This window comes from Keratinibaculum paraultunense (assembly GCF_016767175.1).
GTDB classification, from domain to species: Bacteria; Bacillota; Clostridia; order Tissierellales; family Tepidimicrobiaceae; genus Keratinibaculum; species Keratinibaculum paraultunense.
Window position 1 is genome coordinate 1332587 of sequence record NZ_CP068564.1, and the last position, 26497, is coordinate 1359083.

A 26497-nucleotide genomic window follows, 5' to 3' on the forward strand; every position below is an offset into this window, starting at 1 on the left:
CCTATTTTAATGAATTTAATAAATTAGTCGCAGTCGTTTGAGCATCTTGACTTGATTGTTTAAATAATTGTTTTATTTGTTGATCCTGACATTGATTAGCGTAACAATCAAATTTACTTGCCATAGTTTGGTGATTTCCAATTATCTCTCTAAGATGTTGTAACTCCATTTGATTTATATTTCCTAAATTGATGGAATTTTTTAATGCCATAATATGTCTCCTTTCGTATAGATTATTAATTAACTACATTTATATTTTGGCATTATACTTATGGATTTATTCATGGTAAAAAGCTCATAAATATTCTCAAAAAATAAGGATATACTATTTTTATATGGGAGGTGATTATTTTGAAAAATAAAATTGTAGTAGAAAATACTTTAACACCTTATATAGAGTATCTAAAATCCTGTGGCTATGATGTACACACTTTATATAGAAATGATAATATAAATAATATTATGTCTGATGAATATAAAGCTATTATAGTTTCTGGATTAGATGTACTAGGTACTAGAGATGCTAACTATAAAAATCCTCCAATACCCATAATAGAGGCAAAAGGTTTTACTCCTGAAGAAATCCATAATATGCTAGAAAATAGATATAGTTAACCTCTATTTTTTAAACCCTTGACAAAAAAAGATAATCTATATATAATTGATATCAATACGAAAATAAATAACATGCTCTTATCAAGAGTGGTGGAGGGACTGGCCCTATGAAACCCGGCAACCTGTTACTACAAGGTGCCAAATCCAGCGGTATAAACCGAAAGATAAGAGAGGATAAAGCCTCTTTCTTTCGAAGAGGTTTTTTTATTTAAAATATTACATTATAAATCAATTATAAAGGAGGTCAGCAATTGATTGAAATTAAAAATCTATCTAAAAAATTTACAACTGGAAATAATGAAATATGGGCAATAAAAGATGTTAACCTACATATCGAAAAGGGTGAAATATTTGGAATTATAGGTTTAAGTGGTGCTGGAAAATCTACTTTGATTAGATGCTTGAATAGATTAGAAGAACCTACTAATGGTCAAATTATCATAGATGGTGTAGATATAACAAATTTAAATAAAAGTAAACTTAGAAATATTAGAAAAAAAATAGGAATGATATTTCAGCATTTCAACTTATTATCTCAAAAAACTGTATTTCAAAATATAGCATTCCCATTGGAATTAGAAAAACAAGATAAACAAATAATAAAAACCAAAGTAAATAAACTTTTAGATTTTGTTGAACTAACAGATAAAAAGGATGCTTATCCTTCTGAATTAAGTGGCGGTCAAAAGCAAAGAGTGGCCATTGCAAGAGCACTAGTCAACAATCCTAAAATATTATTAAGTGATGAAGCCACCTCTGCATTAGATCCCCAAACTACTGATTCCATATTAAAACTACTGAAAAGAATTAGAGATGAATTTGGATTAACAATTGTACTCATCACCCATCAAATGGAAGTAGTTAAGGATATATGTGATAAGGTAGCAGTCATGGAAAATGGTAAGATTATCGAAACCAATACTGCCATAGAACTTTTTAGAAACCCAAAGACTAAAACAGCTAAATCCTTTATAAATAGCCTACATTCTAATATTGAAGATGAACTTATATATAAAGAAAACTTTGATGGTAAAATTATAAGATTAAGTTTTTTAGGCGAAAGTGCCAAAAAACCAATAGTATCAAAAATGATTAAACAATTTGATATCGAAGCTAATATATTGTCAGGTAATATAAATAATCTAGTAAGTACCAGTGTTGGACATCTAATACTTGAATTATCCGGAAATGATAATGAAATACAAAAAGCCATAAATTTCCTAAATGAACAAAACGTAAACGTGGAGGTGATATAATGGCTAAACTAATTATTCCTTCATTGCTAGAAACATTATATATGGTATTTTTCTCTACTATATTTTCATTGGCTTTGGGTTTCCCATTAGGAATATTATTGGTTATAACTGAAAAGGATGGCATATGGGAAAAACCAGCTTTTTATAAGATATTAGATGGTATCATAAATGTTCTACGTTCTTTTCCTTTTTTAATACTAATGATTCTACTATTTCCATTATCTAGAATCATCGTTGGAAAAACCATTGGTACCACAGCAACTATAGTACCTTTATCCATTGCTGCAGCACCTTTTGTAGCGAGAGTTATAGAAAGTTCTTTAAAAGAAGTAGATAAAGGAGTAATTGAATTAAGCCTATCTATGGGAGCCACTGTACCACAAATTATATTTAAAGTACTAATCCCTGAGGCTATGCCCTCTTTAATATTAGGTATAACCTTAACCATAATAAATATTATAGGTTATTCCGCTATGGCTGGAGCTATTGGTGGTGGTGGATTAGGAGATTTAGCTATTAGATATGGATTATATGGGTTTAAAACAGATATAATGATAACTTCTGTTGTAGTAATAATTTTATTAGTACAAGGTATACAATTTTTAGGCAACAGATTAGCTACAATGATAAATAAGAAATAAAACAAGGGGGAATTAAATTGAAAAAATTTATATCAATTATCGGGATACTCATTTTGTCTTTAAGCTTATTAACTGCTTGTAATCGAAAAAATGTTGATGAAAATTTAATTAGAATAGGGGTTTCTCCAAAGCCCCATAGAGAAATAATTGAATTAGTTAAAGAAGACTTAGAAAAAGAAGGCATAAAAATAGAAATTATAGAGTTCACTGATTATATAAAACCAAACTTAGCACTAGCAGAAGGAGAATTAGATGCTAATTTCTTTCAACATGAACCTTATATGAAAGAATTTAGAGAAGAAAAAAATATTGATATTATATCTATTGGTGGAGTTCACATAGAACCTATGGGGCTTTACTCATCAAAATATGATAGTATAGACGAATTAAAAGATGGTAGTGAAATAGCTATACCTAATGATCCTACTAATGGCGGTAGAGCATTATTATTACTTGAAAAACATGGCTTAATTAAATTAAAAAACAATGATAGTATATTAGTCACAGAAAATGATATTGAAGAAAATCCTAAAAATTTGAAGATTACTCCTTTAGAAGCTGCATCTCTTCCAAGAATACTAAAGGATGTAGACGGTGCTGTAATAAATGGCAATTATGCTTTAGAAGCAGGTCTTATTCCAACTAGAGATGCTCTTATTATAGAGGATAAGGATTCACCTTATGCAAATATTATAGCCATAAGAAAAGGAGAAGAAAATCAAGAAAGATTCATTAAGCTAATGGAAGCACTAAGAAGCGATAAAGTTCGAGCTTTCATTGAAAAAGAATATGAAGGAGGAGTTATACCAGCTTTTTAATAAACTTATATAAGGCGGACTTTTATCCGCCTTATGTTTTATTTAAAATCAGCTATTCCCTAAGTATATAACCCCTATCATAAGCATCTTCTATCATGTTTTTAGTAAAATTCCACAATATATTCGAAGATTCCTTTAATGGAGCAATTCTTTTGTATATATCCTTTTTTGATACATTAAACTTTTTCCAAGTTCCTCCATCTGAAAAATAATTGTTTAAAAAAGGTTGTAATCTATCCATAGAAGCTGCAAACAATGCTTCATTGGTCTTCATCTCCTCAAATTCTTCCCAAAGTTTTCTTAATTCTCTACCTTTATCTTCATCTAACATTCCAAAAATTTTATAAGCAGCCTTAGTTTCTCTTTCCTTTTTATCTTTATTTCCCTCTACATCATAACAAAAAGTGTCTCCTGCATATATTTCTACCAAATCATGAATTAACAACATTTTTATTACTTTGCATACATCTATTTCTTCATTGGCATATTCAGACAGTATCATTGCCATCACAGAAATATGCCATGAATGTTCTGCATCATTCTCCCTTTTTGATTTATCAATCAATGTAGTTTGTCTTAAAATAGTTTTCATCTTATCCAATTCTACAATAAATTCTATATCTTTCAATAATCTATCATTATTCAAAATATCATCTCCCTATAATTTTATTAAATATATTATTACCATATTAGTGTAACATATTTTTATAAATTGCGTAAATAATAAATAAAAGGAGGGATTTTTGTGGATAATAAAAATTGTAAGCAAAAACCCATTATTAAAACTAATATAGGCTACCAAATGTATAGAGAACCTAAAAATTTAAATACAACCACCGATGCTTTTTATAATGTAGAAAAAAGAAAACCTAATACCAATGTAGCTATTCCTACATTAGATGCTATTATTGAAGCTAAGGAATGGGTAGATGATATCAATAGAAAATGATATTGAGAAAAACAGTAAAAACAGTGTGGTAAATTCATCCACACTGTTTCCAAGTTTACTTGAGTCACTTTTTACAAAATCTATTAATGATTTTGTTTATAGACTTCTAATTTTATTTAAAATCATCCTTTGCTCAACAGAAGCAACTAACCTTCTAGTATAAGCCACTGTATCTGGATTTACACTTATACTATCTATACCTTCTTGAACTAAAAACTCTGCAAATTCTGGGTATTGAGAAGGTCCTTGCCCACATATGGATATGGTCTTTCCATATTTATGTGCTGCTTTTATTAATATAGATATGGCTCTTTTAACTGCTTCATTTCTTTCATCAAAATATCCCATATTATTTAAAATACCCGAATCTCTATCTGCACCCATTATCAACTGAGTTAAATCATTGCTTCCAATACTGAATCCATCTACCATTTGAGCAAACTCTTCGGCTTCAAATACAACTGAAGGCACTTCTGCCATTATCCATATTTTAAAGTTGTTATCTTGTACCAATCCCTCTTCAGCCATTATTTCTTTAACCTTTTCAAGCTCCCATGTAGTCCTAACAAAAGGAAGCATAGCCCATACATTAGTTAAGCCATATTCTTCCCTTACTTTTTTCAAAGCTCTACATTCTAGCCTAAATCCTTCTTCATAATCAGGAGAAATATAACGAGAAACTCCTCTCCAGCCTATCATTGGATTATTCTCTATTGGCTCTACCTCTTCCCCACCTTTTAATCCTCTAAATTCGTTAGTTCTAAAATCTGATAATCTAACCACTATAGGTTTTGGATATATTTCCTGAGCAACCATCATAATACCTTCTGCCATTTTATCTATTAAAAGTTGCCCTTGATTAGTTTTTACTAAGTACATAGGATGAGCTCCTACCATGTTGGTAAATATAAACTCTGTTCTCATAAGCCCTATTCCATCAAAAGGTAAATTTTTATATCTACCAATTATAGATGGTTCTCCTAAATTCATATATATCTTTGTAGCTGTAACTGGAGCCAATTGATTTATTATGCCTTCATCTATAATGCCTTGTGAAACAGTTGCTTTCTTTTCTTCTTCTTGTAAAACTACACCTTCATATACTACACCTCTAGTTGCATCTACCGTAACTTCCATATCTTCTTTTAATACTTGACTAGCATCTTTAGCTCCTACTATACAAGGAATACCTAGTTCTCTAGAAACTATAGCTGCATGACAAGTTCTACCACCTTCATCAGTCACTACTGCACTAGCCCTTCTCATAGCAGGTACCATATCAGGATTGGTCATTATTGTAACCAATACATCTCCTTCTTCTACTCTTGATATTTCAGATATATCTTTAATGTTTTTAACTTTTCCACTAGCAATTCCTGGTGATGCTGGCAAACCTCTAACTAACATTTTTAGTTCCTTTTCTTGTTCCATTTTTTCCACCTTAGTATCTCCTTTCAAAGTAGTTATTGGTCTTGATTGAAGTATATATAATTTATTTGTATCTTCATCAAATCCCCATTCTATATCTTGAGAACTACCATACATATTTTCAATCCTTATTCCATATTCAGCTAATAGTATAATTTCATCATCTTCTAAACACTGTTTGGTGATATACTCATGCCCTAAATAATCCCCTACATTAACTTCAACAGTACCTATTCCATCTTCTTTTTTTACTACCATTACAATTTTTTCAGCAATATGCTTTTCTATTATTTCTTTTTTGTTTTTATCAACTATATACTCATCAGGAGTTACCGCTCCAGAAACTATCGCTTCTCCCAAACCCCAACTTGCATTTATCATAATTTCATCAGTATTGTTGTTTATTGGATTTGCAGTAAACATTACCCCTGATTTTCGACTATTTACCATTTTCTGTACTACAGCAGATAAACTAACTTCAAAATGGTCAAATCCATGATTTTCTCTATAATAAATAGCCCTTGCTGTCCATAGAGAAGCCCAACATTTTCTTACATGATTTAATAATTCTTCGCCTCCTTTTATATGAAGATAAGTATCCTGTTGCCCTGCAAAAGAAGCTTCTGGTAAATCTTCAGCTGTAGCGGAGGATCTAACAGCAACTTCTGCATTTTCCACTCCAATTTTTTTATTTAACATATCGTATGCAGATATTATTTCCTCAGCCAAATCTTTAGGAATTTGAGATTCCTTTATAATCTTTTGTATTTGAGAACTGGCTTTTTGTAATTCTATAGAATCTTCTACATCTAAATTTTCAATATTTGCTTTTATTTTATTGCCTAAATCTTCTGCCTTTATAAAATAATTATAAGCTTCAGCAGTTACACAAAATCCTGGTGGAACATCTAAGCCTTGTTGAGTAAGTTCTCCTAAATTAGCTCCTTTACCTCCTACTATCGGTATATCTTCTTTTCCAATTTCATCAAACCATTTAATATACTTAAATTTTCCCATATATATACCTCCCATATTCGTATTTGTATGTATTTATTATAGCATATTTATAGAAATGTGCTATACTTTTTAATATTTTTTTTATAAAAAAGAAAATCCCGCAATAAACACGGGATTAAAATGTACCACAATTACATAACAAAATTACCAATAATAGGAAGAAAAACAGTATAGAATCATCGCTTCTATTAGACCAACATTCATTATTAAATAAAATTATTAACAACAGAAAAAAGAACAAAAACTCATCATTTATTCCTCCTAGAATACCTCCAAAACAATCTCTCCTATCACCCATTACATTAGCATTCTCTACCATTAAATAACCCCCTTATAATTATACTCTCAATGTATACTATGATAGGAATTTATTTATTGTGACTCTTTTATTGGTAAATTTTATAAAAAATAGATAGCATATGCTATCTATTTTTTCCTTGAAAACCCTCCTATTAATAATATTATCGGGAATATGAATAATATATCCATATCAAAGCCTTTTTTACATCCATCTCCAAATAATAATATTAATATAAGTAGCAAGAGTATATAACCACTATCTTTATAAATAAATCCTTGTGATAGTTCTCCCACAATAATCCCTCCTAAAATCTACTTTAATATATAATATTCAGTAAATAGTTTTAGGTTACAAATTTTGTTGAAGTCCAACTATGGATTTTGTGGAAATATTATTTCTATCTATCTTAAGAAACTCTATAGCTTTCCTTAAATCCTCTTCTTTCTCTACTTCTATTTCCATGTAAGGATAAGGATAAGTATTTTCATCCCATCTATCTAAATCAAATCTTATACCTTCGTACATATAAGAGGTTCTATATTTAGACCCTTTTCCTATTTCATAATATCTTAATCTTTCAAGAATTGATATCATGGCATATTTATTATCTATCTCAGTAGTAGTTTCTATGTTTTGCCTAGTATTTTTATTACCTATATTTTGCTTCAAAGTCAAATTAATATGAACTTCATCTGTCAATAAATCCTTAATCTCTCTTATCCTTAAATAGCCATTTAGACAATTGTAAATATATTTATCCTTAGAATCAAATATAGTATTAATTTGATATTCTTTTGCAACTAATTTAGCCCCTAGTTTTAATAACCTTTCTTCCATTTCATCTAAATCAACATTTAAAACTTTAACTTCTATTTCTTTTGCCATATTATATTACCTCCTATTATAGAGGCTCTAATATTCATATTTTTATCCATCAAAAGTAAATCTGCATCTTTGCCTATTTCTATACTTCCTTTATGTTTATCGAAGCCTAATGCCTTAGCTGGTATTAAGCTAGCCATTCTTATAGCATGATGAATTGGTATATTTAATATATGAACCATATTATATACTGCATCCCTTAAATTAAGGGTAGAGCCTGCTAAACTTCCATTTTCCAATCGGGCAGCACCATTCTTTACTATTACTTTCTGCCCTCCCAATTCATAATCTCCATCTTCTAAACCAGCAGCTCTCATAGCATCAGAAATCAATATTATTTTATCTATTCCCTTCATTTTTATAGCCATATTAACTGCAGCATCATGTAAATGAATCCTATCATAGATTAATTCACAATATACCCTATCATCTATCAATGCAGCTCCTATAATTCCTGGTTCTCTATGGGTAAAACTTCTCATACCATTGTATAAATGAGTAGCCACAGTTGCACCATGATTTATCGCCATTTTAGTTTCTTCAAAAGTTCCATTACTATGGGCCATAGCTACAATTATACCTTTGGATTTTAAATAGGATATAATATTAAGGGATCCTTTTTTTTCAGGGGCTAAAGATACCATCTTCAGTTTTCCTTTAGATACTTCAATTATTTTTTTAATATCATCTACATTAGGTTCTTTTATATATTTAGCTGGTTGGGCGCCTTTTTTTTCCATGGAAAAAAAAGGTCCTTCTAAATGAATTCCTAATAGTTGAGATTTATCTTTCTTGTTTTTATATTGAACCATATTTTCACAAGCTTTAATCATGTTTTCATAGGAAGATGTAATTATAGTGCCTAAAAAGGATGTAACTCCATTTTTTATATGAAATTCTGCCATCTTATCTAAAGCCTCTTCAGTACCATCCATTACATCATAACCTGAATTACCATGATTGTGGATATCTATAAAGCCAGGAGTTAAAAACTGTCCTTTCCCATCAATTATTTCATTAGATTCCACTTCATTTAATCCATTTTTTTGATCAATATTTTTAATTATACCTTCTTCTATTAAAACTTCTCCTTCATATATAACATCAAAAGGTGTAATTATATTTACATTTTTTATGATAGTTTTCATAATATCTCCTTCTTAATTACATTTTTTACCCATTATAAGCTTCTTTATCAACAATAACAGTAACGTCTGAATGTAATAGTAGCATACTTGCTGGTAAATATGTTGTTATTTTATCACCTTTTAATAATTTTTTTATAACTTCTGATTTTCTTTTACCATTAGCTAACAAAATTATCTTTTTAGCTTTCATAATAGTACCAATTCCCATGGAAATAGCCTTAGTAGGCACTTCATCTATGGAATCAAAAAATCTAGAGTTAGCTTCAATAGTAGATTGAGTCAAATTAACTACACTTGTTCCTACATTTAATTCCTTATCCGGCTCATTAAAAGCAATATGTCCATTTTCTCCGATACCTAATATTTGAACATCTATACCTCCTTTTTTCTCTATTAATTTATCATATTCTTTACAATGCCTTTCCAAATCTTCAGCTTTACCATTAGGTATAAAAGTATTATCCATATTTATATTTACATGATTAAAGAATATATCCTTCATAAAGTAATGATAGCTATTAGGATGGTTCTCATCTAATCCCACATATTCATCTAAATTAAATGTGGTTACTTTAGAAAAATCCAATCCTTCTTCTTTATGCATTCTAATTAGTTCCTTATACATACCAACAGGGGTACTACCAGTTGCTAAACCTAGTACTATATTAGGTTTTTTATTTATCTCTTCTTTTATCATATTTGCTGCTTCTTTACTCATTTTTTCATAATCATCTTTAACAATTACCTTCATAAGTATTACCTCCTAATTATAATATTTTTTTAGGTACAAAATTTATATAATCACTAGAAACACAATAAAATTGTATTCCTTGGATAATATCTTCAACTACAAATCTATGCCCTTCTGCATGAAGATGACCATATACGCAAATATCTACATCATATCTTGCCATTAAATCTACAAATTCATTAGGACTCAAATCCATATTAAATGGAGGATAGTGTAGCATAGCAATCTTTATATCTACATTTTTATTTATAGTGTCTAATGATAACTTTAGTCTATTTAATTCCCTATTAAATATTTTTTTATCATGATCATCAAAATCTTCTGCATCTTCTGATATCCATCCCCTAGTTCCTCCTATACCAATGTTTTGGTATATAAAACTTGTATTTTGCAGAAAAGTTATAGTATTTAAATTTAACTCCTTTAATTTTTTAGGACCCTCCCACCAATAATCATGATTTCCCTTAATAATTATTTTTTGCCCTGGCAACTCATCTATTTTTCTTAAATCTTTATAAGCCTCATCCAATTTTAATGCCCAAGATATATCTCCTGGTAAAAGTACCAAATCTTCTTCATCTATCAATTTAATCCAATTGTTAAATATCTTTTCTTCATGATCAATCCACTTTGCTCCAAATATATCCATGGGCTTTTCTTTTGAATGATCCAAATGTAAATCTCCTATTGCGTATATCAAATGCATCACCTCATTGATGTTAAAGTTTAACTTTAAGCTTCCAATGGCTTATATACTGTTTTCTAACACTTAATGTTATAGATTAACTCAATTCAATTAAATTATAATCTATATCTAATTCATCTAATATTTCTTTCTCTCTATTTTGGCAAGTAAATAACAATATTTGTTTTTCATTACTTACATTCTTTAAATACAAGAGTATATTCTTAAGTCTATCATTATCATATTGAATAAAACAATCATCTAATATCAAAGGAAAATGCCCATCTTCCATAGAGGAACTTACACTAAATCTTAATGCAAAATATAGCTGATCTATAGTTCCTCCACTTAAACTATCTATATTAATTATTTCTTTAGTCATAGGATTTTCTACAGCAATATTTAAATCATCGTTTATTCTAACCTGGTCATATTTTCCATTAGTTATAAAGTCCATAATACTGCTTACCTTTTTATTTATAGTAGGTGCAAATTGTTTATGTATCTCTTGAGAGATACTCTCTATGGTGTCTTTAGCTATTTCTATTGATTCTATTTTATTTTCATACTCCTTAATCAAACCATTTATTCTAACTATTTCCTCCTCTATTATCATCAATTGTTTCACATACTGATTTAAACTTATAATTCTTTCCTCTAATCTAACCTTTTCATTAATCTTTTGAGATAATATTTCTTCCATTTCTAATGTCTCTTGAGATATATCTTCTATATCAATTTCTTTTATATCCTTAAAATAATCATCATCATAACCTTCTATACTACTTTTTAACTCATCTAAATTAAAATCCCCTAATATCTTATCTAAAATATTAATTTTATTTTCTCTATCAATAATCAATGTATCATGTAATTTCTTATTCTCTAATCCCTCATTAAATTCATCTATAGTTTTAACATCATTTTTAATTAAAATTTCATCTCTTTCTTTTACCCATGTCTGTATGTTCATGGTTTTATTGTTTATTTTTTCTAATATATCTTCTCTACTTTTAATTAATCTATGTTTTTTATCCAATCTATTTGTTTGGTTCATATACTTAAAATATATATTATCTTTTAATCTATTTAATTGAGATTTAGATTCACAATCATATTTGGATAGTATAATCTGTTGCTCTTTTTCTATATTATGAATTTCTTTTTTCCTATCCTCTTCCCTTTTAGATAAATCATTTAATTGTCTTTCTAATTCATCTATTTCTTCATTTAATTTCTTTTTAAGGGATCTTGTATATAGAATCCCTCCAAATAAAGGAAGGGCTAAAAAAAACAATACTGCATTTACAAATCCTAATCCTAAACTCCCCAAAGTAAAAATTATAAATAGTATATTAGCTGTCTTTATCCTATTTTTCCTTTCTATTTTATCATTTATTTGAGTGTTTAAATTATCCAATCTATTTTGATCGTTATTTAAAACAAGAAAATTTTTCTTTTCTTCCAATTCATCAAATAATTCCACATCTTCATATAGCTCATCTGGTACAACCCCTTCTATTACCTCTCCTTTATCTTCTAATTTTAAAGCATTTATCTCTTTTTCCAGATGAGTTAAATCTTTGTTTAAATTTCTAATTTCTTCTGATACATGCTCTATATTGGTCTCCAATTTCAAAACTTTAGAATAGTCATCAATGGATAATTGAGAATAAGGTTTAAGTTCGTCAATTTTTTTATCTATTGATTCTAATTCAGCTTTTATTTTTAAAGCCTCTTCATAATTTCTTTTTACATTTAATAGTTTTGCCTTTTTTAGTAGCTCTTTTAATTGATTTATTTCTTCAATCTTAGCTTTTATTTCTTTTTCTAACGTAGAAAATTTATCTAAACAATCCTGGTATTCTTCTTGTCTTATAAGTAAATACTTCCTCTCATCTTTTAGCTTTTCTAAATCCTTTATAGCTTTTCCATAGGGCTTAGTATAAGCCTTCTTAGTACCAATTTGATCTAACTGCTTTTCTAAATATTCTATAGCATTTTTCACAGAAATATCATCATCTAAACTTGTACTTATATTAGCCAATCTATCCTTTACTTCTTTTGCTAAATTTGAATCCACTTGATTTCCCAACTGCTTTATGGATATGGTATTTCTATATACTAGATTGTTAAACCCAAAAAAATATATGCCTGGCAGATGAACCTTTATTCTTTCACCATTGTCTATATGATCTGTAATATCTTTTCCTGTTATATCATCATAAACTATTACTTCACCTTTATTAAAATCCCTTTGAATTCTATAAGCTCTATCATTCTTATTAAACTTTATTACTCCTACATATTCTTCTCTATTCCAAGGCTTATATTTTTCAAGTTCCTCAAGATAAATTCTTCTTTTAACATAAGGCTTTAAAAATCCATAGAACATTCCATCTATAAAATTATGTATTGTAGTTTTCCCTGATTCATTACCTCCATATATAATATTTAATCCCTCTTGAAGGTAAATTACCTTCCTTTCAAATTTTCCAAAGGAAATTAAATTTAATTCTTGTAATATCATCATCCCACCTTACCTTTCATTAAAGCCTCTAACCCTATGTACAAAGCTTCTCTAACTACTTTATTCTCCAGATCCTTATTTTTCATAGCTTTTATAAAGTATCCGATGATATTATCTTCATTTTCTTTTTCTAAACTATCTAAATCATAATCCATTACTGTATTATCTATTATCTCTATATAATAAAAATATTCTTCTAAGCTACTAACCATATCCTTTATATCTATTTCTAATTCACTATTAAGTATTCCTTCTAATTTTATTCTATATAGGTTCTTATTTAATCTAGCTTCATCATCACAGTTTTTTATTTCATTGATTATATCAACATAGCCATAATTAGGATCTATTTTCAAAGTCTTTTCTAAAAACACTCTGTTACTAAAAGGAATAAATTCAATATTAGTCCCTTGTCCATCTATTTGACCTTGAATGATACCATGTTCACCTTGTTCTCCAAAATGCAAAGGCTCTGGGCTGCCACAATAAGCCATTTTAGAAGATATGATATTGGGTTTATGTATATGACCTAATCCAATATAATCAAAGCCTAAATTGTTTAAATAATTTTTATCCAAAGGAAGGTATACACTTTCACTATCAAATATATCTCCATGTAGCAGTAATATATTTATATTTCCTTCCTCCACTCCCTCAAAAGAATCCAATATGTTTTCCTTGCATTCTGTTTTATCCCAACTATAACCATAAATGCATGTGTTCTTTTCTGGAAATTCTATCTTTTCTATACCTGTTGTATTGAATATATTTACATTTTCAGACCATTCAATCTTTTTATACAAAGAAATGCTATTTATTGGATCATGATTCCCTGCTATAATCATTATATTTATATCCTTTGCTTGGCTTAAAATATCTCTAACTCTTTTTATATCTCCTAATGTAAAATATTTCTCCTCATAAAGATCTCCTGTTATAAATAAAAAATCCACTTTATCATCTATAGCTTTATCAACTATTCTTTCAAAAGTATTCCATAGCTCTACTCTTCTATTTGAAGCTATATCTGTTGGAAAAGAATCATCTCTAAATTGTAATCCTAAATGTATATCTCCTGTATGAATGAATTTTATCATTCTAATACCTCCATAATTTCACTAATTTATTAAAATTATATCACATATTTATGAATTAAAAAATAACAAGTCCCACAGAAAACGTTATTAATTCACAATTTCCCATGGAACTTGAAAAGTTTATACTAAATTAATTCTATTGTCATTATAATTTGATTCCCTCTTTCTACATCCCCAGTATTTTTCTCCATCTTTTTTACTTTATCCATATTAGTAATTATTATAGGTGTAATTGGAGATTTGCCTTTTTCTTCTACTAATTTAGGATCAAATTCCATCAATGGATCTCCTTTTTTTACTTTTGCATCCTTTTTCGTAAGCCTTTTAAATCCTAATCCATTCAATTCAACAGTATCTAATCCAATGTGTATGAGTATTTCCAAACCTTCCTTTGTAATTAATCCAATAGCATGATTGGTAGGAAATATAGTAGCAACTTTCCCATCTATAGGCGACACTATTTCCCCATCCACTGGTTCTATGGCTACTCCATCTCCAACCATCTTATCTGAAAAAACTTTATCTGGTACTTCTTCTATGGGGATTATCTTTCCTGTCATAGGTGATGTTAATTCTACTATTTTGTTTTTTTTGAAGAAATTTAACATTTTACTTCTCCTCTCCTATATTTAATTTCATTGAACTTACACACTCAAGTTTATTAATTTATTATATCATGTATTATACCATTAATAACTATTAAACATAAAAATAAGGCAGGGAAAATATCCTTGCCTTATTTACTAATATTTACTTTTCTTTAAAGTTACAGTCATTATATTAGAAATACCTTTTTCAACCTCTCCTTCAGCTTTTTCTAATGTTTCCACTCTACCCATATTAGTTATAACTACCGGTGAAATTATGGACTTTCCTTTTTCTTTTAATATTTCCAAATCTGCTTCTAATATAATATCTCCTTTTTTTACCTTTTCCATGAGAGCAACATGTTGAGTAAATCCTTCACCTTTTAATTTTATTGTATCTAACCCTATATGTATCAATAATTCTATACCTTCTTCAGATCTGATAACTAAACAATGATTAGCTTTATACGTACTTGTTATCTCTCCATCAAAGGGTGCTATCACCTTACCATCTGTTGGCTCAATTGCCACACCATCTCCTAATCGTTTAGTAGAAAAACCTTCATCATCTATTTCCTCCAATGGTATTATTTTACCTGATATTGGTGAGACTATTTCTATAGGTTTATTCTTTCTAAAAAAATTTAACATATAACCCACCTCTTTCCCCTTTATTATAGTTATTATAACATATTTATATATGTAAAAATAATTTAAAATAAGATTATTACATATTTACAACAGATTATTCTATTTTTCAGCTTTACATAAATTAGCTATATATAAATTCATAAAAGCTTGATAAAGACTAATTATAAAAACTCCTAAACCGAAAACTATCCTATTGGTTTCTGCTGCTTCCATATTAGGTAATTGCCCTACTAAGGACGCAACTATTAATAATCCTAATAACTTAAATACATGTTTTTTACCTATCTTAAATCCGCCTTTTATGGAATTTATAATATTGTCATCATTATATACCAAAAAATTTTGAGCTATATTTGTTAACATACTTAAAAAAATCATTGCAATTAAATATAATATTAAATTAAATATCATAAATTCAAAGTTTGTTGTTGATAATACAAAATGTCTAATTAAAAAAGATAATACTAAGATTATTAAAATATAAAGTAAATTTAATCCTAATATTCTAAAATAAAAAGAAAAAGTATTGATAAATAAATTACCAATATCTATGCTTTCATTTCTTATAACTTTCTTAGCAAGTACAAAACCATAAGTACCTATGTACGTTTCTAATAATATAAATATTAAAAATATAATTGCATTTTTAATATTTAAAACTTCTTCTAGACTATCACTTATACCAATATTATCTAATATAAGAGTAACAACATTTGAATCTTTTATTACAAATGCCAAAATTATAGATAATATAAAAAATAATATAAAATACTTGAAATTACCTATATATTTTTCAAATACTTCATCTAGCATAAAAATCCTCCTTATTTATTAATATCTTTTCAACTTCACAATCAAATCCAGATACTATATCATCATTATTACATATTTCTATATATTTTTGTATTATCCTTCTATGTTTTAAATTTTTTGTCCAATCATCTAAAATTAATACTCCTTCTTTATCATAAATAGTAGTTATAATATGATAGCCTATAGTATATATGTTTAATTTCTCTATATTTTTTGGTTCCTTAATACCTTTATATTCTTTTAATATTATCTGATTTAATATTTCAAATTCATTTTTTAATAATAATAAACTTCTTTTAGTTAATGTTCCAGTGGGATCATCAGATATTAAATATGGACCATGTTGCACTAAACAAGCAATACCTTCTTCTATTATTTTTGATATAGTCTTATGAGCTAATACATTAGCAGTAAATAATGTTTCTATAAAAAAAATAAATCTATTTTTAAAACTAATATTTCTACTATGATACAATTCATGACTAATGATTTTTATAAATTCATTAATATTTCCTATATACTTAGCATAATTGATATATATTTTCTTTCTGCCAAGGGTAAATCCTCCATCATTTCCTCCAATATATAAGTATATATTAATATTTAAAGACATATCACTAGGTACTATTTTATATGTTTTATCTATAGCTTTATCTAATATATTTCGTTTATTTGTTTCTATATATTTTATATCATCTCTTAGTTGAAATAAGTTATCCCTTACTTTATAAAATCCATACCTGTCCTTATAGTTTTGAAATTTCATCATATTTTTTATTTCTTCATTAACACTTTTAGCATTTGTTTCCATATTATTAATTAAGCACTCATGTTCCAAAAATCCTCTAAATCCTTTTGTACTTGTAAATTTTTTGAACTTTTTGTTATCAAATGTATTCTCTCTTATTAATTCTTCAAAAGCTATTAAACTATCCATATTTAATTTCACTTTTTTCCCCCTATTCCTAAAAATTCTATATTAAATATTTACGCATATTAGGAATAGAATATGATAAACTACATTATTTTAAATTTTAATTTTCCCCTTCTATATTTTTTAACCAATTTTTAAACTTATCCATTTGCTCCATTGTTTCTCTGTAACCTTGTTCATATAAATCATTTAATTTATTAACATCCTTTTCTAGTCTACCTACCTTTATTTCATCTATAGGTCTAAATGCATATACAAGACCCTCTTTTTCTAATTTCTCAATTTTTTCTAAGGTTTTATTATATTTAATATGCCTTACCTCAATAGCATGTAATACTTTGGGATATTTTTTAAGATAAAGTTTTGAAAATGGTCCTAATTTCTGTGGCTCTTTCCTATACCCTTTGTTCCTAGTTAAAACCACTACATTATATTTATTTCCATCTTCTATGGATTTTTCAATTGGAATAGAATCTGTAATTCCACCATCAAAATATAATTTCCCATCAATTTCTACAGGCGGAGATAATATAGGTAAACTGCTTGATGCTCTAAGAATTCTACCCATAAGTTCTACGCCCTTAAATTGGGACTTCTCAAAATAAGCTGGTTTACCTGTTGAACATTCTGTAACACACACCTTAAAAACAGTTGGAGATTTTTCAAAAGTTTCATAATCAAAAGGTACTAAATCATTAGGTAATGTATCAAATAAGAAATCCATATTAAAAAAACTTTTACCTATTATCCAATGCTTTAGACCTGAATAATCCTTGTGGTTTACATAGTCTACAAATACTTTTTTGTTTCTCTCACGCTGTTCAGCTACAAAATTAGCTCCATTGTTAGCACCAGCTGATACTCCTATTACGTATGGAAATTTAATATTTTCATCCATAAGGGCAGCAAGAACCCCTGATGTATATGCTCCTCTCATACCGCCACCTTCAAGAACTAAACCTATTTTAGCATTTATCATATCTTCATCACCTCTATATGAATTTTAACATATTTTCTATAAAATTTTTACACCTTTTTCCCTTTTTGAATAATAAGTTGAATCTATATCTTATAAAACTAAAACTACTGCTTTTACTAAAATTATTGGTAATATATAACTCTTAATCTGTAGTGTGAAAAAGAACCCACTGAATATAGGTTCTTTTTCACATTATCTAGTTTATTGATTTTATGTATTTTCTTATATCTTCTTGTCCGCTAAAAATTCTATAATATTTTAATTATACTACTTAATATAACATCTTAATCCTTCAACTATTCCATCTACTATCTTGTTTTGGTATTCATCTTCTGTCAGCAGATTTGCTTCATTCCCATTAGATAAAAATCCACATTCTACTATTATGGCAGGCATTTTCGTTTGATTTAATACTATTAAATCTTCCCTTTCCACTATCCCCTTATTGTTAGCTCCAGTACTTATCAAGAGCTGATCTAATATCATCTGAGCTAATGTCTCATTAGCATTACTTTCCCTATTAGGAAAATATAAAACTTGGGCACCATTAGTATTGCTGTTATCTTCAATAGAATTACAGTGAATACTAATAAATACTCTAGCTCTTTTTCTATTTGCAAATCTAGCCCTATCTCTATTATCCACATATTCATCTACATTCCTAGTTAAGAGTACTTTATAATCCATAGATTTTAATCTTTCATATAATTTTTTGGATATATCCAAATTTATATCTTTTTCATAACTACCGTTAATACCAATGGTTCCAGGATCATACCCACCATGTCCAGGATCTATTACTATAATATTACTTGTCCCAAAAATTCTTCCTATTAAAGAAGAGGATCGATGAAATATTTGTAAAACAATAAATACTAAAAGGATTAATAAAAGTAAAAACCTCAATCGTTTAAATTTCATATAGAATTCCTCCATTCATTATTGCTATATTTTTATTCATTTAATTCCCCCCATAAATAATAAAAAACTATGTCTAAATCTCAATAATATAATATCAAGATTTAAAACATAGTTTTTCCGTTTTTTCTTAATGAAAGCTTACGATTTTCTTACAATTTCCTAAAAATTCTATGCAGGCAATTTTACAACCATCTCTGTTGTTTCATTTTCACTTTTTGCATCAATACTTCCATTATGTGCTACCACTATGGATTTTGCAATTGCAAGTCCAAGTCCTGCAGAACCTGTTTTAGCATCTCTTGAAGGGTCCATCCTAAAAAATTCATCAAAAATATGTTCTAACTTCTCAGCTGGTATTGTAGGTCCTTTATTAATAACACGAATATTAATAAAGCTTTCATCATCTTTATTTACTGTAACATCTATAGTATTCTTCGTATATGAATAATTAATTGCATTTCTAATTATATTGTCAATAACTCTTTCGATTTTATTTGGATCAATAGACAATATAATTTCAGGCTCAATATCACTATTTATATTTAATTTTTTCTCCTTCAATAATGGCTTAAATTCATATATTATTTGCTCCATCATAAAACTAAAATCTACTGGAGTTTTTTCCAGTACTATATCCTTAAGATTATAGCGAGTAATATCAAAAAATTCATTTATTAATTCTTCAAGCCTTAGTGCTTTGTCATAGCAAATCTGTAGATATTTCTTTTTAAATCTTTCACTTAGGTCATCTTCCTCTTTAAGAATATTTAAATAGCCTAAAATTGATGTCAGTGGTGTCTTTAAATCATGGGCTAAGTATACTATTAAATCTTCTTTTCTTTTTTCTGATTCCCTGGCTATCCTCTCATTTTCTCTTAGATTAAATTTGATCCTATTCATGTACTCATTTACTTCTTCTAAATCTCTAGACAGAAATATTGGCTTATCATCTTTTACATGTATTTCCTCCATTGCAGCCAAAATCTCATCCATATACTTTAATGTCTTTTTAAAATATATTAAAATTATAGTAAAATATCCAAGTATTAAAATTAAAAATACTACAAAAACCTTATTGTTATTGGCCCAATGATAAAATGGATAAAAAAATTCATCTCCATAATAAATCCTTGTACCCAATACCGATTTGAATACAAAAAACATGAATATTATAAATATAGTATATAATGCAGACCAAATTAAGCATTTTTTCTTAATTTTATTTTTTATATGCTCACTCAATTATGTAACCTACCCCCCAAACAGTTTTAATAAATTTTGGATTTCTAGCATCTTCCGACATCTTTTCTCTTAACCTAGCAATATGTGCCATAACAGTATTGTTATTTCCCAGATATCTTTCATTCCATATATTGGTAAATAATTCTTCAGAAGATATTATCCTTCCTTTATTTTTAGCTAAATATAATAATATATCATATTCCAATGGTGTAAGATCTATTTCCTTTTCATTTATGCTCACCTTGTGGGAAGCTAATTCTATATGTAATCCATTAATATCTATAAATTCTAATTCCTGTGTTTTATTATAGGATTTTGTTCTACGAAGTTGAGCTTTTACCCTAGCAACTACTTCTAAGGGATTAAAAGGTTTAGTAATATAATCATCTGCCCCAATTGTAAGACCCTTTATCTTATCAATGTCCTCTATCCTTGCCGTTACCATGATTACTGGGAAAAAACTATTTTCCCTTATCGTTTTTAAAACAGTGAAACCATCAATATCTGGAAGCATAATATCTAATAAAGCTAAATCTATATTATCGCTACTATTTTCAACTACATGGATTGCATCTTCACCTGTATTTGCTATTATTACTCCATATCCTTCATTATTAAGATAAAACTCTAATAAATCTGCTATTTCATTTTCATCATCTACAATAAGAATCTTTCCCATAATATCATCCTTTGTCAATTATTTAGAAATTTTTATTCTCCTATTATTAGTTACTATTAACTCCTAACTTAAATTTTATCTTTGATTAATTGTATTATATCATTTCTTTAGATCTTTTTTAGTAATACGCATAAATTAAAAAATAAAAAAATACTGTATAAATAAACGATCTTATTTATACAGTATTTTTTATCACTTAATAATATCTTATTATATTATTTTTCTTTTCAATCTTCTAATATCTACTTCATGTCTACCACTTATCTCTTTCAATATCTCATTTTCTTCAATTAATACATCTAATTTTTCATTAATCTCTTGCCTAAATTCACTTAAATAAGCAGTTTGTTCAATTACAGCATCTAAACAATCCCTTATTTCATTTTGCCCTTCTTCTAACTTCATTTGTCCTTGTTCTAATTTCATTTGCCCTTCTTCTAACTTCATTTGCCTTTCTTCTAATTTCATCTGCCCTTGTTCTAATTTCATTTGCCCTTCTTCTAATTTCATCTGCCCTTCTTCTAACTTCATCTGCCCTTCTTCTAACTTCATCTGCCCTTCTTCTAACTTCATCTGCCCTTGTTTTAATTCTACTAACTCTTCTCTTAATGATTTAATTTCAGTTAATACTATTTTTTGAAACTCTTCATTGGTCATATTAATACCCCCTATACTCTATCGTATTAACATTATATCATAAAATAAATTTATAATAGTAAAAAATAGTCAAAAATATTTTCATAATCTGTTTATTCGTTTAATTTCATATTCAAGATCATTTATTTTATATTCCAATGCTATTATAGGATTTATGCCATATGTAACCAATAACTCCTTAATATATCTAATATTTTCATCATCCGGTTTAAGATGAAGGAGAATATATTCTACATATTCTCCTAATTCTTTTATCCACTTTTTCAATGGGGTATTGGTTCTAATACATTTTTTATAACTTATTCTTCTAATATCTTTATCCTGACTAGCAGATTTTAAATCTAAAAAAGGTCAACGTTATTTATAATTCGAGGGATTTTAAGCGAGCTGTTCCTTATGAGAAGGTGATTTTTTGAATAGAATATGGTATAAAAGAAATATACTAGAATGTTTAAATTTTAAAGCAAAAAAACTATCTCTCCCCAAAAGAGGTGAATAACATGAACAATCTTTTTTTAACAGGAAAAAAAGGTATAGGAAAATCCACTCTTTTAAATAAAATAATTAAAGAAGTTGATCTTTCTATAGGAGGATATATTACAGAAAAGAAAATTGAAGAACATATAAAAACCTTTACCATAGTATCCTTATATGACTATACAGAAAAATATCCTATAGCAAAAATAAATATAAAAAAATATTCAAAAGAAGTATTTATAGATAATTTCAAATATCCCATCGTAACTCTTTTAGATAAAAGTCTAAAAAATAGAGACTTAATAGTAATGGACGAATTAGGATTTATGGAAAACAATATTGAACCCTTTACTTCTAAAGTGTATGAAATATTAGATAGCAATAAAATTGTATTTGGAGTTTTAAAGGATTTTGATTGTGAATTTTTAAATAATATTAGAACTAGGAAAAATGTTTGTATAATAGAAGTCACTAAAGATAATAGGAATTACTTACATAAAGAAATAATAGATATAATACAAAAGCAGAATTTAAAGTAATTTCCAAATTTAAATTCTACCATATTTTTCTTTTTTCAATCTCTATTTCATTCATTATCCCTTTCATAAGTGTCATATTTAACTTCCCTGCATCTGCTTCCATAGCATTAGCTGCACCACAAGCAGCTGCTATTTTTAATATATATTCAAAATCATAATCTCTAAATAAAGAAACAGCAAAACCAGCTATCATTGCACTTCCAGCTCCTGAAGAATTTACAATTTCTACGCTTGGGACCTTAACTTTATAATAATAATCTTCTTTAAGCATCAATACTCCTGCCTTACCTAGGGAAATAACTACTATTTTCACTCCATTTTCAACTATATATTTTGCAGCTCTGACCATCTCCGTTTCAGAGGTCATTATAAATCCCATTAATTCTTCTAATTCATTCCTATTGACTCTTATTAGAAAAGGCGATGCTTTAATTCCAAGTTTTAGTGCTGCACCACTAGTATCTAATATAAATTTTTTCCCTTCTTCTTTAGCCATAACTATTAAATCCCTATATATATCTACTGGTAATCCTCTAGGTAAGTCTCCAGATGCACATATTATATCCGCATCCCTTACTAACTTTCTATATAATTTATAAAACTCAAGTACCTCTTCACTAGATATAGAAGGACTTCTTTCTATTATTTCAGTTTGAATTCCGAAATCCGATAATACAGCTATTCGGCTTCTTGTTTCATCATTAATATTAGTAAATTCATGCTCTATACCTAAACAATCTAATGATTCCTTCACATATTCACCACTTCGCCCTCCACAAAAACCTGTAACTTTTATAGGTTCATTAAATGTTTTAATTATTTTAGCAACATTAAGACCATCGCCTCCAGGGGTATATTCCACTTCATATGCTTTATAACTTTTGCCTACTTCAAAATTATTAATAAAATATCTTCTATCAATGGAAGGGTTCAAAGCCACAGTTAAAATCAATTTAAATTCCCCCTTTACACAGTAAATAAAGTGCATATTCCGTAATTTTTATAACTTTTTATATTATTTCTCAATAATTCTTTTTATCTAAATAGGAATACGCTTTTCCTGGTAATAAATTTTCAAACACTACATAATCCCTTTTTGTAAAAAACATAAAATGTTTCTCACCTTTTACAGCATAAACTAAAACCGTAAATTTATCAGATTTTATAGAATAATATTCTATATCATCAATTGCTATTTGCAGTAAAAATATATTTTTCTCTATATCCATACTTATACTATTGGCTCCATCAATAGATGCAATAAAAGGAAAAAAACATAAGTTTTTATCTTGTACCCACATATGAAGACTTCCCTTCAATATATTGGAATCACCTTTTATGTAATGTACAATATGAGTTTCAATGGGAAAATTTATCATAGATTTTATTTCATTATATTTTCTCCATACTCTATCTTTTGCTTTAATTGTTTTTTTCTCTTTATCAGTCAATTGATTATAAGCTCTTGTGCTTTTTATAAATAATATTCCTCCAATTACTAATATGACTGGAATAAATATGTTGGGATAATCAACAATAAATATGAATATTATAAGTAAGAGAACTATACCGAGACTTGACAAATATACCCCTCCTCAATAATTAGTCTCTATATTACATTTTTCTACATTAAATTTAAAATTCCTCTTTTATTTATAAATAAAATTAAAATAGAATCTTGAAAATAACTATTGTTTAGTTTATAATGAAAAAGATTGTATTATAAGGAGGTTTTAAAAATTGAAAGATATATATTTAATATCAGATACCCATTTTGGTCATTGGTTTGCTGTATGGTTTTGGAACAGACCTTTTGAAAATATAAAAGAGATGAATAATGCATTGATTTATAATTGGAATAATAGGATAAAAGAAGATGATATAATTATAGTGCTAGGAGATTTTTTCGCAGGAAATAGATTGTTCTTAAAATATCTTTTAAATAATTTAAATGGAGAAAAGATTTTAATCAAAGGCAACCATGATTTCAAATTCAGATATAAAAAATTATTAACGGAAAAAGAAGTGAGCTTTTATAATAGAATGGAGTTCTCACTGGATGAATATCACTTTTTATTAACTCATAAACCCATGAAGAAATTACCAGATAAAACTATAAATATTCATGGTCACCACCATAAAAAATTAATACCTCCTAAATATGAAAAACATAAATACTTTAATGTAGCTGTGGAACATAATAATTATAAACCTGTAGCATTAGAGGAAATAATAGAAGATAAATTAGGCAAAAAGAAACTGGATAATTTAAAAATAATAGAGCAAATAAAATACTCTAGCTTAAATAAAAAATATGCTATCGCTTTTACTTAAAATACCAGGGGATAATCCCTGGTATTTTAATTAATTTTAAAATATCAATCATTTCGTATATTTATCCGCTATAGAAGAAGCTGCATAAGAATTAGGCTTGGTTTCACAACCAAATCCACAAGCTTTTATCCAACCTACTATTTCTGGTATTAACTTATAAGTTTGACCATTATTTCCAGCATCTACGTGAATACTTATGCCAAAATCTATACCTTCTTTTTCTAATACTTCTGATAATTTCATAGCTACAGATAAGCTATTACTTGTTTCATAAAATAATTTTTGACTTATGCCAGATATTTTCTTCACAGTTTTAATATCATAAAAAAATATTCCTCCATGTCCTACCCTATGGACAGCTACAACTACCACAACTTTTGTATAATCAAAATTTTGGCTATCTGTACCTACGGAAATGTTATAAATACTATTTGGCGATTTATTTATAAAGCTTTTGATTATATCTATCATTTCCTTATAATTTACTTTTCCATAAGTTGGACTATACATAATCTCCCTTCCTTCTTTCTATATTTTCTATATATTTATTATATTCATTATCTATCAATCTTTCAAATATATATTTATTTTTATCTTTAACCAATTTTCCACATATTCTTTTTTTCAACTGTAGCATATATAAATTTTTCTGCATCTAACATTTTATCCAATATTTTATTTTCATTATACTATATTTTCAACATAGGTGGCTCCTGTAAAGTTTGCTTAATTTCAGATAAATTTGTAAGTTCACCTGCTCCCTTAACTCTAATATTATATATTTTCCTCTTTTGTTTAAACTTACTTTAAAGTGATATAATAAATATATGGGAGGGATTATATATGATCAGCATGTTAAGTATTGACTGGGATTATTTTATACCTTTAAAAAAAGAATGGCAAGGCTCATATATTGAAAATGAAAGAAACAGAAATTTCCTATGGTATCAAAGATATTTTAATGGAAAAGCAAAAGGAGAAGATATAGAATCCTCCATAAAACATAATACTCAGCTAATAAATAACTTTAAAAAAGTCTTATCTATTAAATTTAATATAGAAAAAGATGCAAAACTATATGTATCTGACTCCCATAGTTTAAGCTATCATTTAGCTAAGTATTACAATTGTAAAAATATCTATTCGTTTGATGCCCATACCGATTTAGGCTACGGAGGATTAAAATCTCTTCAATTTGAAGTAAATTGTGCTAACTGGTTAGGAAAAATTTTAGATGATTCCATCACACAAACTGCTTACATAATTTTAAGCCCTTTCTCATTTGAAAATAGTAATCAATTTGATGAAATAAATAATAAATTTAATATAAAATATATAAATACAAATAATATATCTAATTCCCCTAAAATATCTATTATACACATAGCACGGTCTGGAGTTTGGACCCCACCCTGGTTAGATTATGCCTTTTTTGAATTAGTAGATAGTTTTAATAGACCATATATGGTAATAAATCTTAAGCATAGAAATTGGAACCCCAAAGATATATCATTATCAGAAATATTACCTAATATTGTATAAAGAACACCTTTTAAGATGTTCTTT

33 protein-coding genes and 1 riboswitch are annotated in these 26497 nt (G+C 27.7%); of the genes, 8 read left to right on the forward strand and 25 right to left on the reverse strand.

Annotated features, from left to right (window positions below; genetic code table 11):
• Position 1 precedes the first annotated feature (1 nt).
• On the reverse strand, positions 2-211 hold the full coding sequence (locus JL105_RS06625) for a hypothetical protein (protein WP_132026723.1): 210 nt from the start codon (positions 209-211) through the stop codon (positions 2-4).
• Positions 212-351: 140 nt separating this feature from the next.
• On the opposite strand from JL105_RS06625, the gene JL105_RS06630 reads away from it, so the two are divergent.
• The 4 genes from JL105_RS06630 (at position 352) to JL105_RS06645 (ending at position 3330) form a co-directional block, all read left to right on the forward strand.
• Positions 352-615 (forward strand): YkuS family protein, encoded by a 264-nt coding sequence (locus JL105_RS06630; protein ID WP_158279984.1) that lies wholly within the window; start codon positions 352-354, stop codon positions 613-615.
• Positions 616-690: 75 nt separating this feature from the next.
• Positions 691-786: riboswitch (SAM riboswitch) on the forward strand.
• A gap of 80 nt (positions 787-866) precedes the next feature.
• Positions 867-1871, forward strand: coding sequence for a methionine ABC transporter ATP-binding protein (locus JL105_RS06635; RefSeq protein ID WP_132026728.1), 1005 nt, complete (start codon positions 867-869; stop codon positions 1869-1871).
• Positions 1871-2512 carry a methionine ABC transporter permease gene (locus JL105_RS06640; protein WP_132026730.1) on the forward strand — a complete coding sequence of 214 codons (642 nt, stop codon included), beginning with the start codon at positions 1871-1873 and terminating at the stop codon, positions 2510-2512. The genes JL105_RS06635 and JL105_RS06640 overlap by 1 nt, the downstream gene beginning before the upstream one ends.
• A 17-nt stretch (positions 2513-2529) precedes the next feature.
• The gene (locus JL105_RS06645) at positions 2530-3330 is read left to right on the forward strand and encodes a MetQ/NlpA family ABC transporter substrate-binding protein (protein ID WP_132026732.1); all 801 of its coding nucleotides are present in this window, start codon (positions 2530-2532) and stop codon (positions 3328-3330) included.
• 52 nt (positions 3331-3382) lie between these two features.
• Here the strand turns inward: JL105_RS06645 and JL105_RS06650 are convergent, their stop codons facing one another.
• On the reverse strand, positions 3383-3976 hold the full coding sequence (locus tag JL105_RS06650) for an HD domain-containing protein (RefSeq protein WP_132026734.1): 594 nt from the start codon (positions 3974-3976) through the stop codon (positions 3383-3385).
• 99 nt (positions 3977-4075) lie between these two features.
• On the opposite strand from JL105_RS06650, the gene JL105_RS06655 reads away from it, so the two are divergent.
• Entirely contained in the window at positions 4076-4279 is a 204-nt protein-coding gene (locus JL105_RS06655; RefSeq protein ID WP_202690446.1) for a CDIF630_02480 family spore surface protein, read from the forward strand.
• 96 nt (positions 4280-4375) lie between these two features.
• Here the strand turns inward: JL105_RS06655 and ppsA are convergent, their stop codons facing one another.
• The 19 genes from ppsA to JL105_RS06750 all read right to left on the reverse strand — a co-directional run bounded on the left by ppsA (position 4376) and on the right by JL105_RS06750 (position 21848).
• A complete protein-coding gene (gene ppsA, locus JL105_RS06660; RefSeq protein ID WP_132026736.1) occupies positions 4376-6724 on the reverse strand; it encodes a phosphoenolpyruvate synthase in 2349 nt (782 codons plus the stop codon).
• A 115-nt stretch (positions 6725-6839) separates the two neighbouring features.
• A complete protein-coding gene (locus JL105_RS06665; protein WP_202690447.1) occupies positions 6840-7043 on the reverse strand; it encodes a hypothetical protein in 204 nt (67 codons plus the stop codon).
• A 107-nt stretch (positions 7044-7150) separates the two neighbouring features.
• The gene (locus JL105_RS06670; protein WP_158279985.1) at positions 7151-7318 is read right to left on the reverse strand and encodes a hypothetical protein; all 168 of its coding nucleotides are present in this window, start codon (positions 7316-7318) and stop codon (positions 7151-7153) included.
• A 55-nt stretch (positions 7319-7373) separates the two neighbouring features.
• Positions 7374-7910 carry a class IV adenylate cyclase gene (locus JL105_RS06675; RefSeq protein WP_132026738.1) on the reverse strand — a complete coding sequence of 179 codons (537 nt, stop codon included), beginning with the start codon at positions 7908-7910 and terminating at the stop codon, positions 7374-7376.
• Positions 7895-9055, reverse strand: coding sequence for an N-acetylglucosamine-6-phosphate deacetylase (nagA, locus tag JL105_RS06680; protein ID WP_132026740.1), 1161 nt, complete (start codon positions 9053-9055; stop codon positions 7895-7897). Before nagA ends, JL105_RS06675 begins: the two co-directional genes overlap by 16 nt.
• Positions 9056-9080: 25 nt before the next feature.
• Positions 9081-9806, reverse strand: coding sequence for a glucosamine-6-phosphate deaminase (nagB, locus tag JL105_RS06685; protein WP_132026742.1), 726 nt, complete (start codon positions 9804-9806; stop codon positions 9081-9083).
• Positions 9807-9822: 16 nt separating this feature from the next.
• Complete coding sequence (locus JL105_RS06690) at positions 9823-10506, reverse strand: metallophosphoesterase (protein ID WP_132026744.1); 684 nt, start codon at positions 10504-10506, stop codon at positions 9823-9825.
• Positions 10507-10588: 82 nt separating this feature from the next.
• The gene (locus JL105_RS06695; RefSeq protein ID WP_132026746.1) at positions 10589-13024 is read right to left on the reverse strand and encodes an ATP-binding protein; all 2436 of its coding nucleotides are present in this window, start codon (positions 13022-13024) and stop codon (positions 10589-10591) included.
• Positions 13021-14118: a metallophosphoesterase family protein gene (locus tag JL105_RS06700; protein WP_132026748.1), complete on the reverse strand. Its 1098-nt coding sequence runs from the start codon at positions 14116-14118 to the stop codon at positions 13021-13023. The genes JL105_RS06695 and JL105_RS06700 overlap by 4 nt, the downstream gene beginning before the upstream one ends.
• Before the next feature lie 125 nt (positions 14119-14243).
• Positions 14244-14726 carry a PTS sugar transporter subunit IIA gene (locus tag JL105_RS06705; protein ID WP_132026750.1) on the reverse strand — a complete coding sequence of 161 codons (483 nt, stop codon included), beginning with the start codon at positions 14724-14726 and terminating at the stop codon, positions 14244-14246.
• 135 nt (positions 14727-14861) lie between these two features.
• Complete coding sequence (locus JL105_RS06710) at positions 14862-15356, reverse strand: PTS sugar transporter subunit IIA (RefSeq protein WP_132026752.1); 495 nt, start codon at positions 15354-15356, stop codon at positions 14862-14864.
• Between the two features lie 99 nt (positions 15357-15455).
• A complete protein-coding gene (locus JL105_RS06715) occupies positions 15456-16169 on the reverse strand; it encodes a hypothetical protein (RefSeq protein ID WP_132026754.1) in 714 nt (237 codons plus the stop codon).
• The gene (locus JL105_RS06720) at positions 16159-17118 is read right to left on the reverse strand and encodes a DUF5700 domain-containing putative Zn-dependent protease (RefSeq protein WP_132026756.1); all 960 of its coding nucleotides are present in this window, start codon (positions 17116-17118) and stop codon (positions 16159-16161) included. Before JL105_RS06720 ends, JL105_RS06715 begins: the two co-directional genes overlap by 11 nt.
• Positions 17119-17203: 85 nt before the next feature.
• Positions 17204-18082: a patatin-like phospholipase family protein gene (locus JL105_RS06725; RefSeq protein ID WP_132026758.1), complete on the reverse strand. Its 879-nt coding sequence runs from the start codon at positions 18080-18082 to the stop codon at positions 17204-17206.
• A gap of 267 nt (positions 18083-18349) precedes the next feature.
• Positions 18350-19003 (reverse strand): N-acetylmuramoyl-L-alanine amidase family protein, encoded by a 654-nt coding sequence (locus JL105_RS06730; RefSeq protein WP_158279987.1) that lies wholly within the window; start codon positions 19001-19003, stop codon positions 18350-18352.
• Positions 19004-19171: 168 nt separating this feature from the next.
• Positions 19172-20245 (reverse strand): sensor histidine kinase, encoded by a 1074-nt coding sequence (locus JL105_RS06735; RefSeq protein ID WP_132026762.1) that lies wholly within the window; start codon positions 20243-20245, stop codon positions 19172-19174.
• Entirely contained in the window at positions 20238-20927 is a 690-nt protein-coding gene (locus JL105_RS06740; protein WP_132027003.1) for a response regulator transcription factor, read from the reverse strand. Before JL105_RS06740 ends, JL105_RS06735 begins: the two co-directional genes overlap by 8 nt.
• A 207-nt stretch (positions 20928-21134) precedes the next feature.
• Complete coding sequence (locus JL105_RS11770) at positions 21135-21581, reverse strand: DUF874 domain-containing protein (RefSeq protein WP_202690448.1); 447 nt, start codon at positions 21579-21581, stop codon at positions 21135-21137.
• Between the two features lie 81 nt (positions 21582-21662).
• A complete protein-coding gene (locus JL105_RS06750) occupies positions 21663-21848 on the reverse strand; it encodes a hypothetical protein (RefSeq protein ID WP_132026764.1) in 186 nt (61 codons plus the stop codon).
• 233 nt (positions 21849-22081) lie between these two features.
• On the opposite strand from JL105_RS06750, the gene JL105_RS06755 reads away from it, so the two are divergent.
• Positions 22082-22597 carry a nucleoside-triphosphatase gene (locus JL105_RS06755; RefSeq protein ID WP_132026766.1) on the forward strand — a complete coding sequence of 172 codons (516 nt, stop codon included), beginning with the start codon at positions 22082-22084 and terminating at the stop codon, positions 22595-22597.
• Positions 22598-22613: 16 nt separating this feature from the next.
• Here JL105_RS06755 and JL105_RS06760 read toward each other — a convergent pair whose 3' ends face one another.
• Both JL105_RS06760 and JL105_RS06765 read right to left on the reverse strand, forming a co-directional pair.
• Positions 22614-23549 carry a 1-phosphofructokinase family hexose kinase gene (locus JL105_RS06760; RefSeq protein ID WP_132026768.1) on the reverse strand — a complete coding sequence of 312 codons (936 nt, stop codon included), beginning with the start codon at positions 23547-23549 and terminating at the stop codon, positions 22614-22616.
• Between the two features lie 70 nt (positions 23550-23619).
• Positions 23620-24180 (reverse strand): hypothetical protein, encoded by a 561-nt coding sequence (locus JL105_RS06765; protein ID WP_132026770.1) that lies wholly within the window; start codon positions 24178-24180, stop codon positions 23620-23622.
• A gap of 157 nt (positions 24181-24337) precedes the next feature.
• Between JL105_RS06765 and JL105_RS06770 the strand changes: the two genes are divergently transcribed.
• Positions 24338-24931, forward strand: coding sequence for a metallophosphoesterase (locus JL105_RS06770; RefSeq protein WP_132026772.1), 594 nt, complete (start codon positions 24338-24340; stop codon positions 24929-24931).
• Between the two features lie 48 nt (positions 24932-24979).
• Here the strand turns inward: JL105_RS06770 and JL105_RS06775 are convergent, their stop codons facing one another.
• Together JL105_RS06775 and JL105_RS06780 are read right to left on the reverse strand one after the other, a co-directional pair.
• Positions 24980-25441: a ribonuclease H-like YkuK family protein gene (locus JL105_RS06775; RefSeq protein WP_132026774.1), complete on the reverse strand. Its 462-nt coding sequence runs from the start codon at positions 25439-25441 to the stop codon at positions 24980-24982.
• Positions 25434-25586, reverse strand: a complete 153-nt coding sequence (locus JL105_RS06780) for a hypothetical protein (RefSeq protein WP_158279988.1) — start codon at positions 25584-25586, stop codon at positions 25434-25436. The genes JL105_RS06775 and JL105_RS06780 overlap by 8 nt, the downstream gene beginning before the upstream one ends.
• Positions 25587-25774: 188 nt before the next feature.
• Between JL105_RS06780 and JL105_RS06785 the strand changes: the two genes are divergently transcribed.
• On the forward strand, positions 25775-26473 hold the full coding sequence (locus JL105_RS06785; RefSeq protein WP_132026776.1) for an arginase: 699 nt from the start codon (positions 25775-25777) through the stop codon (positions 26471-26473).
• Positions 26474-26497: the final 24 nt, after the last annotated feature.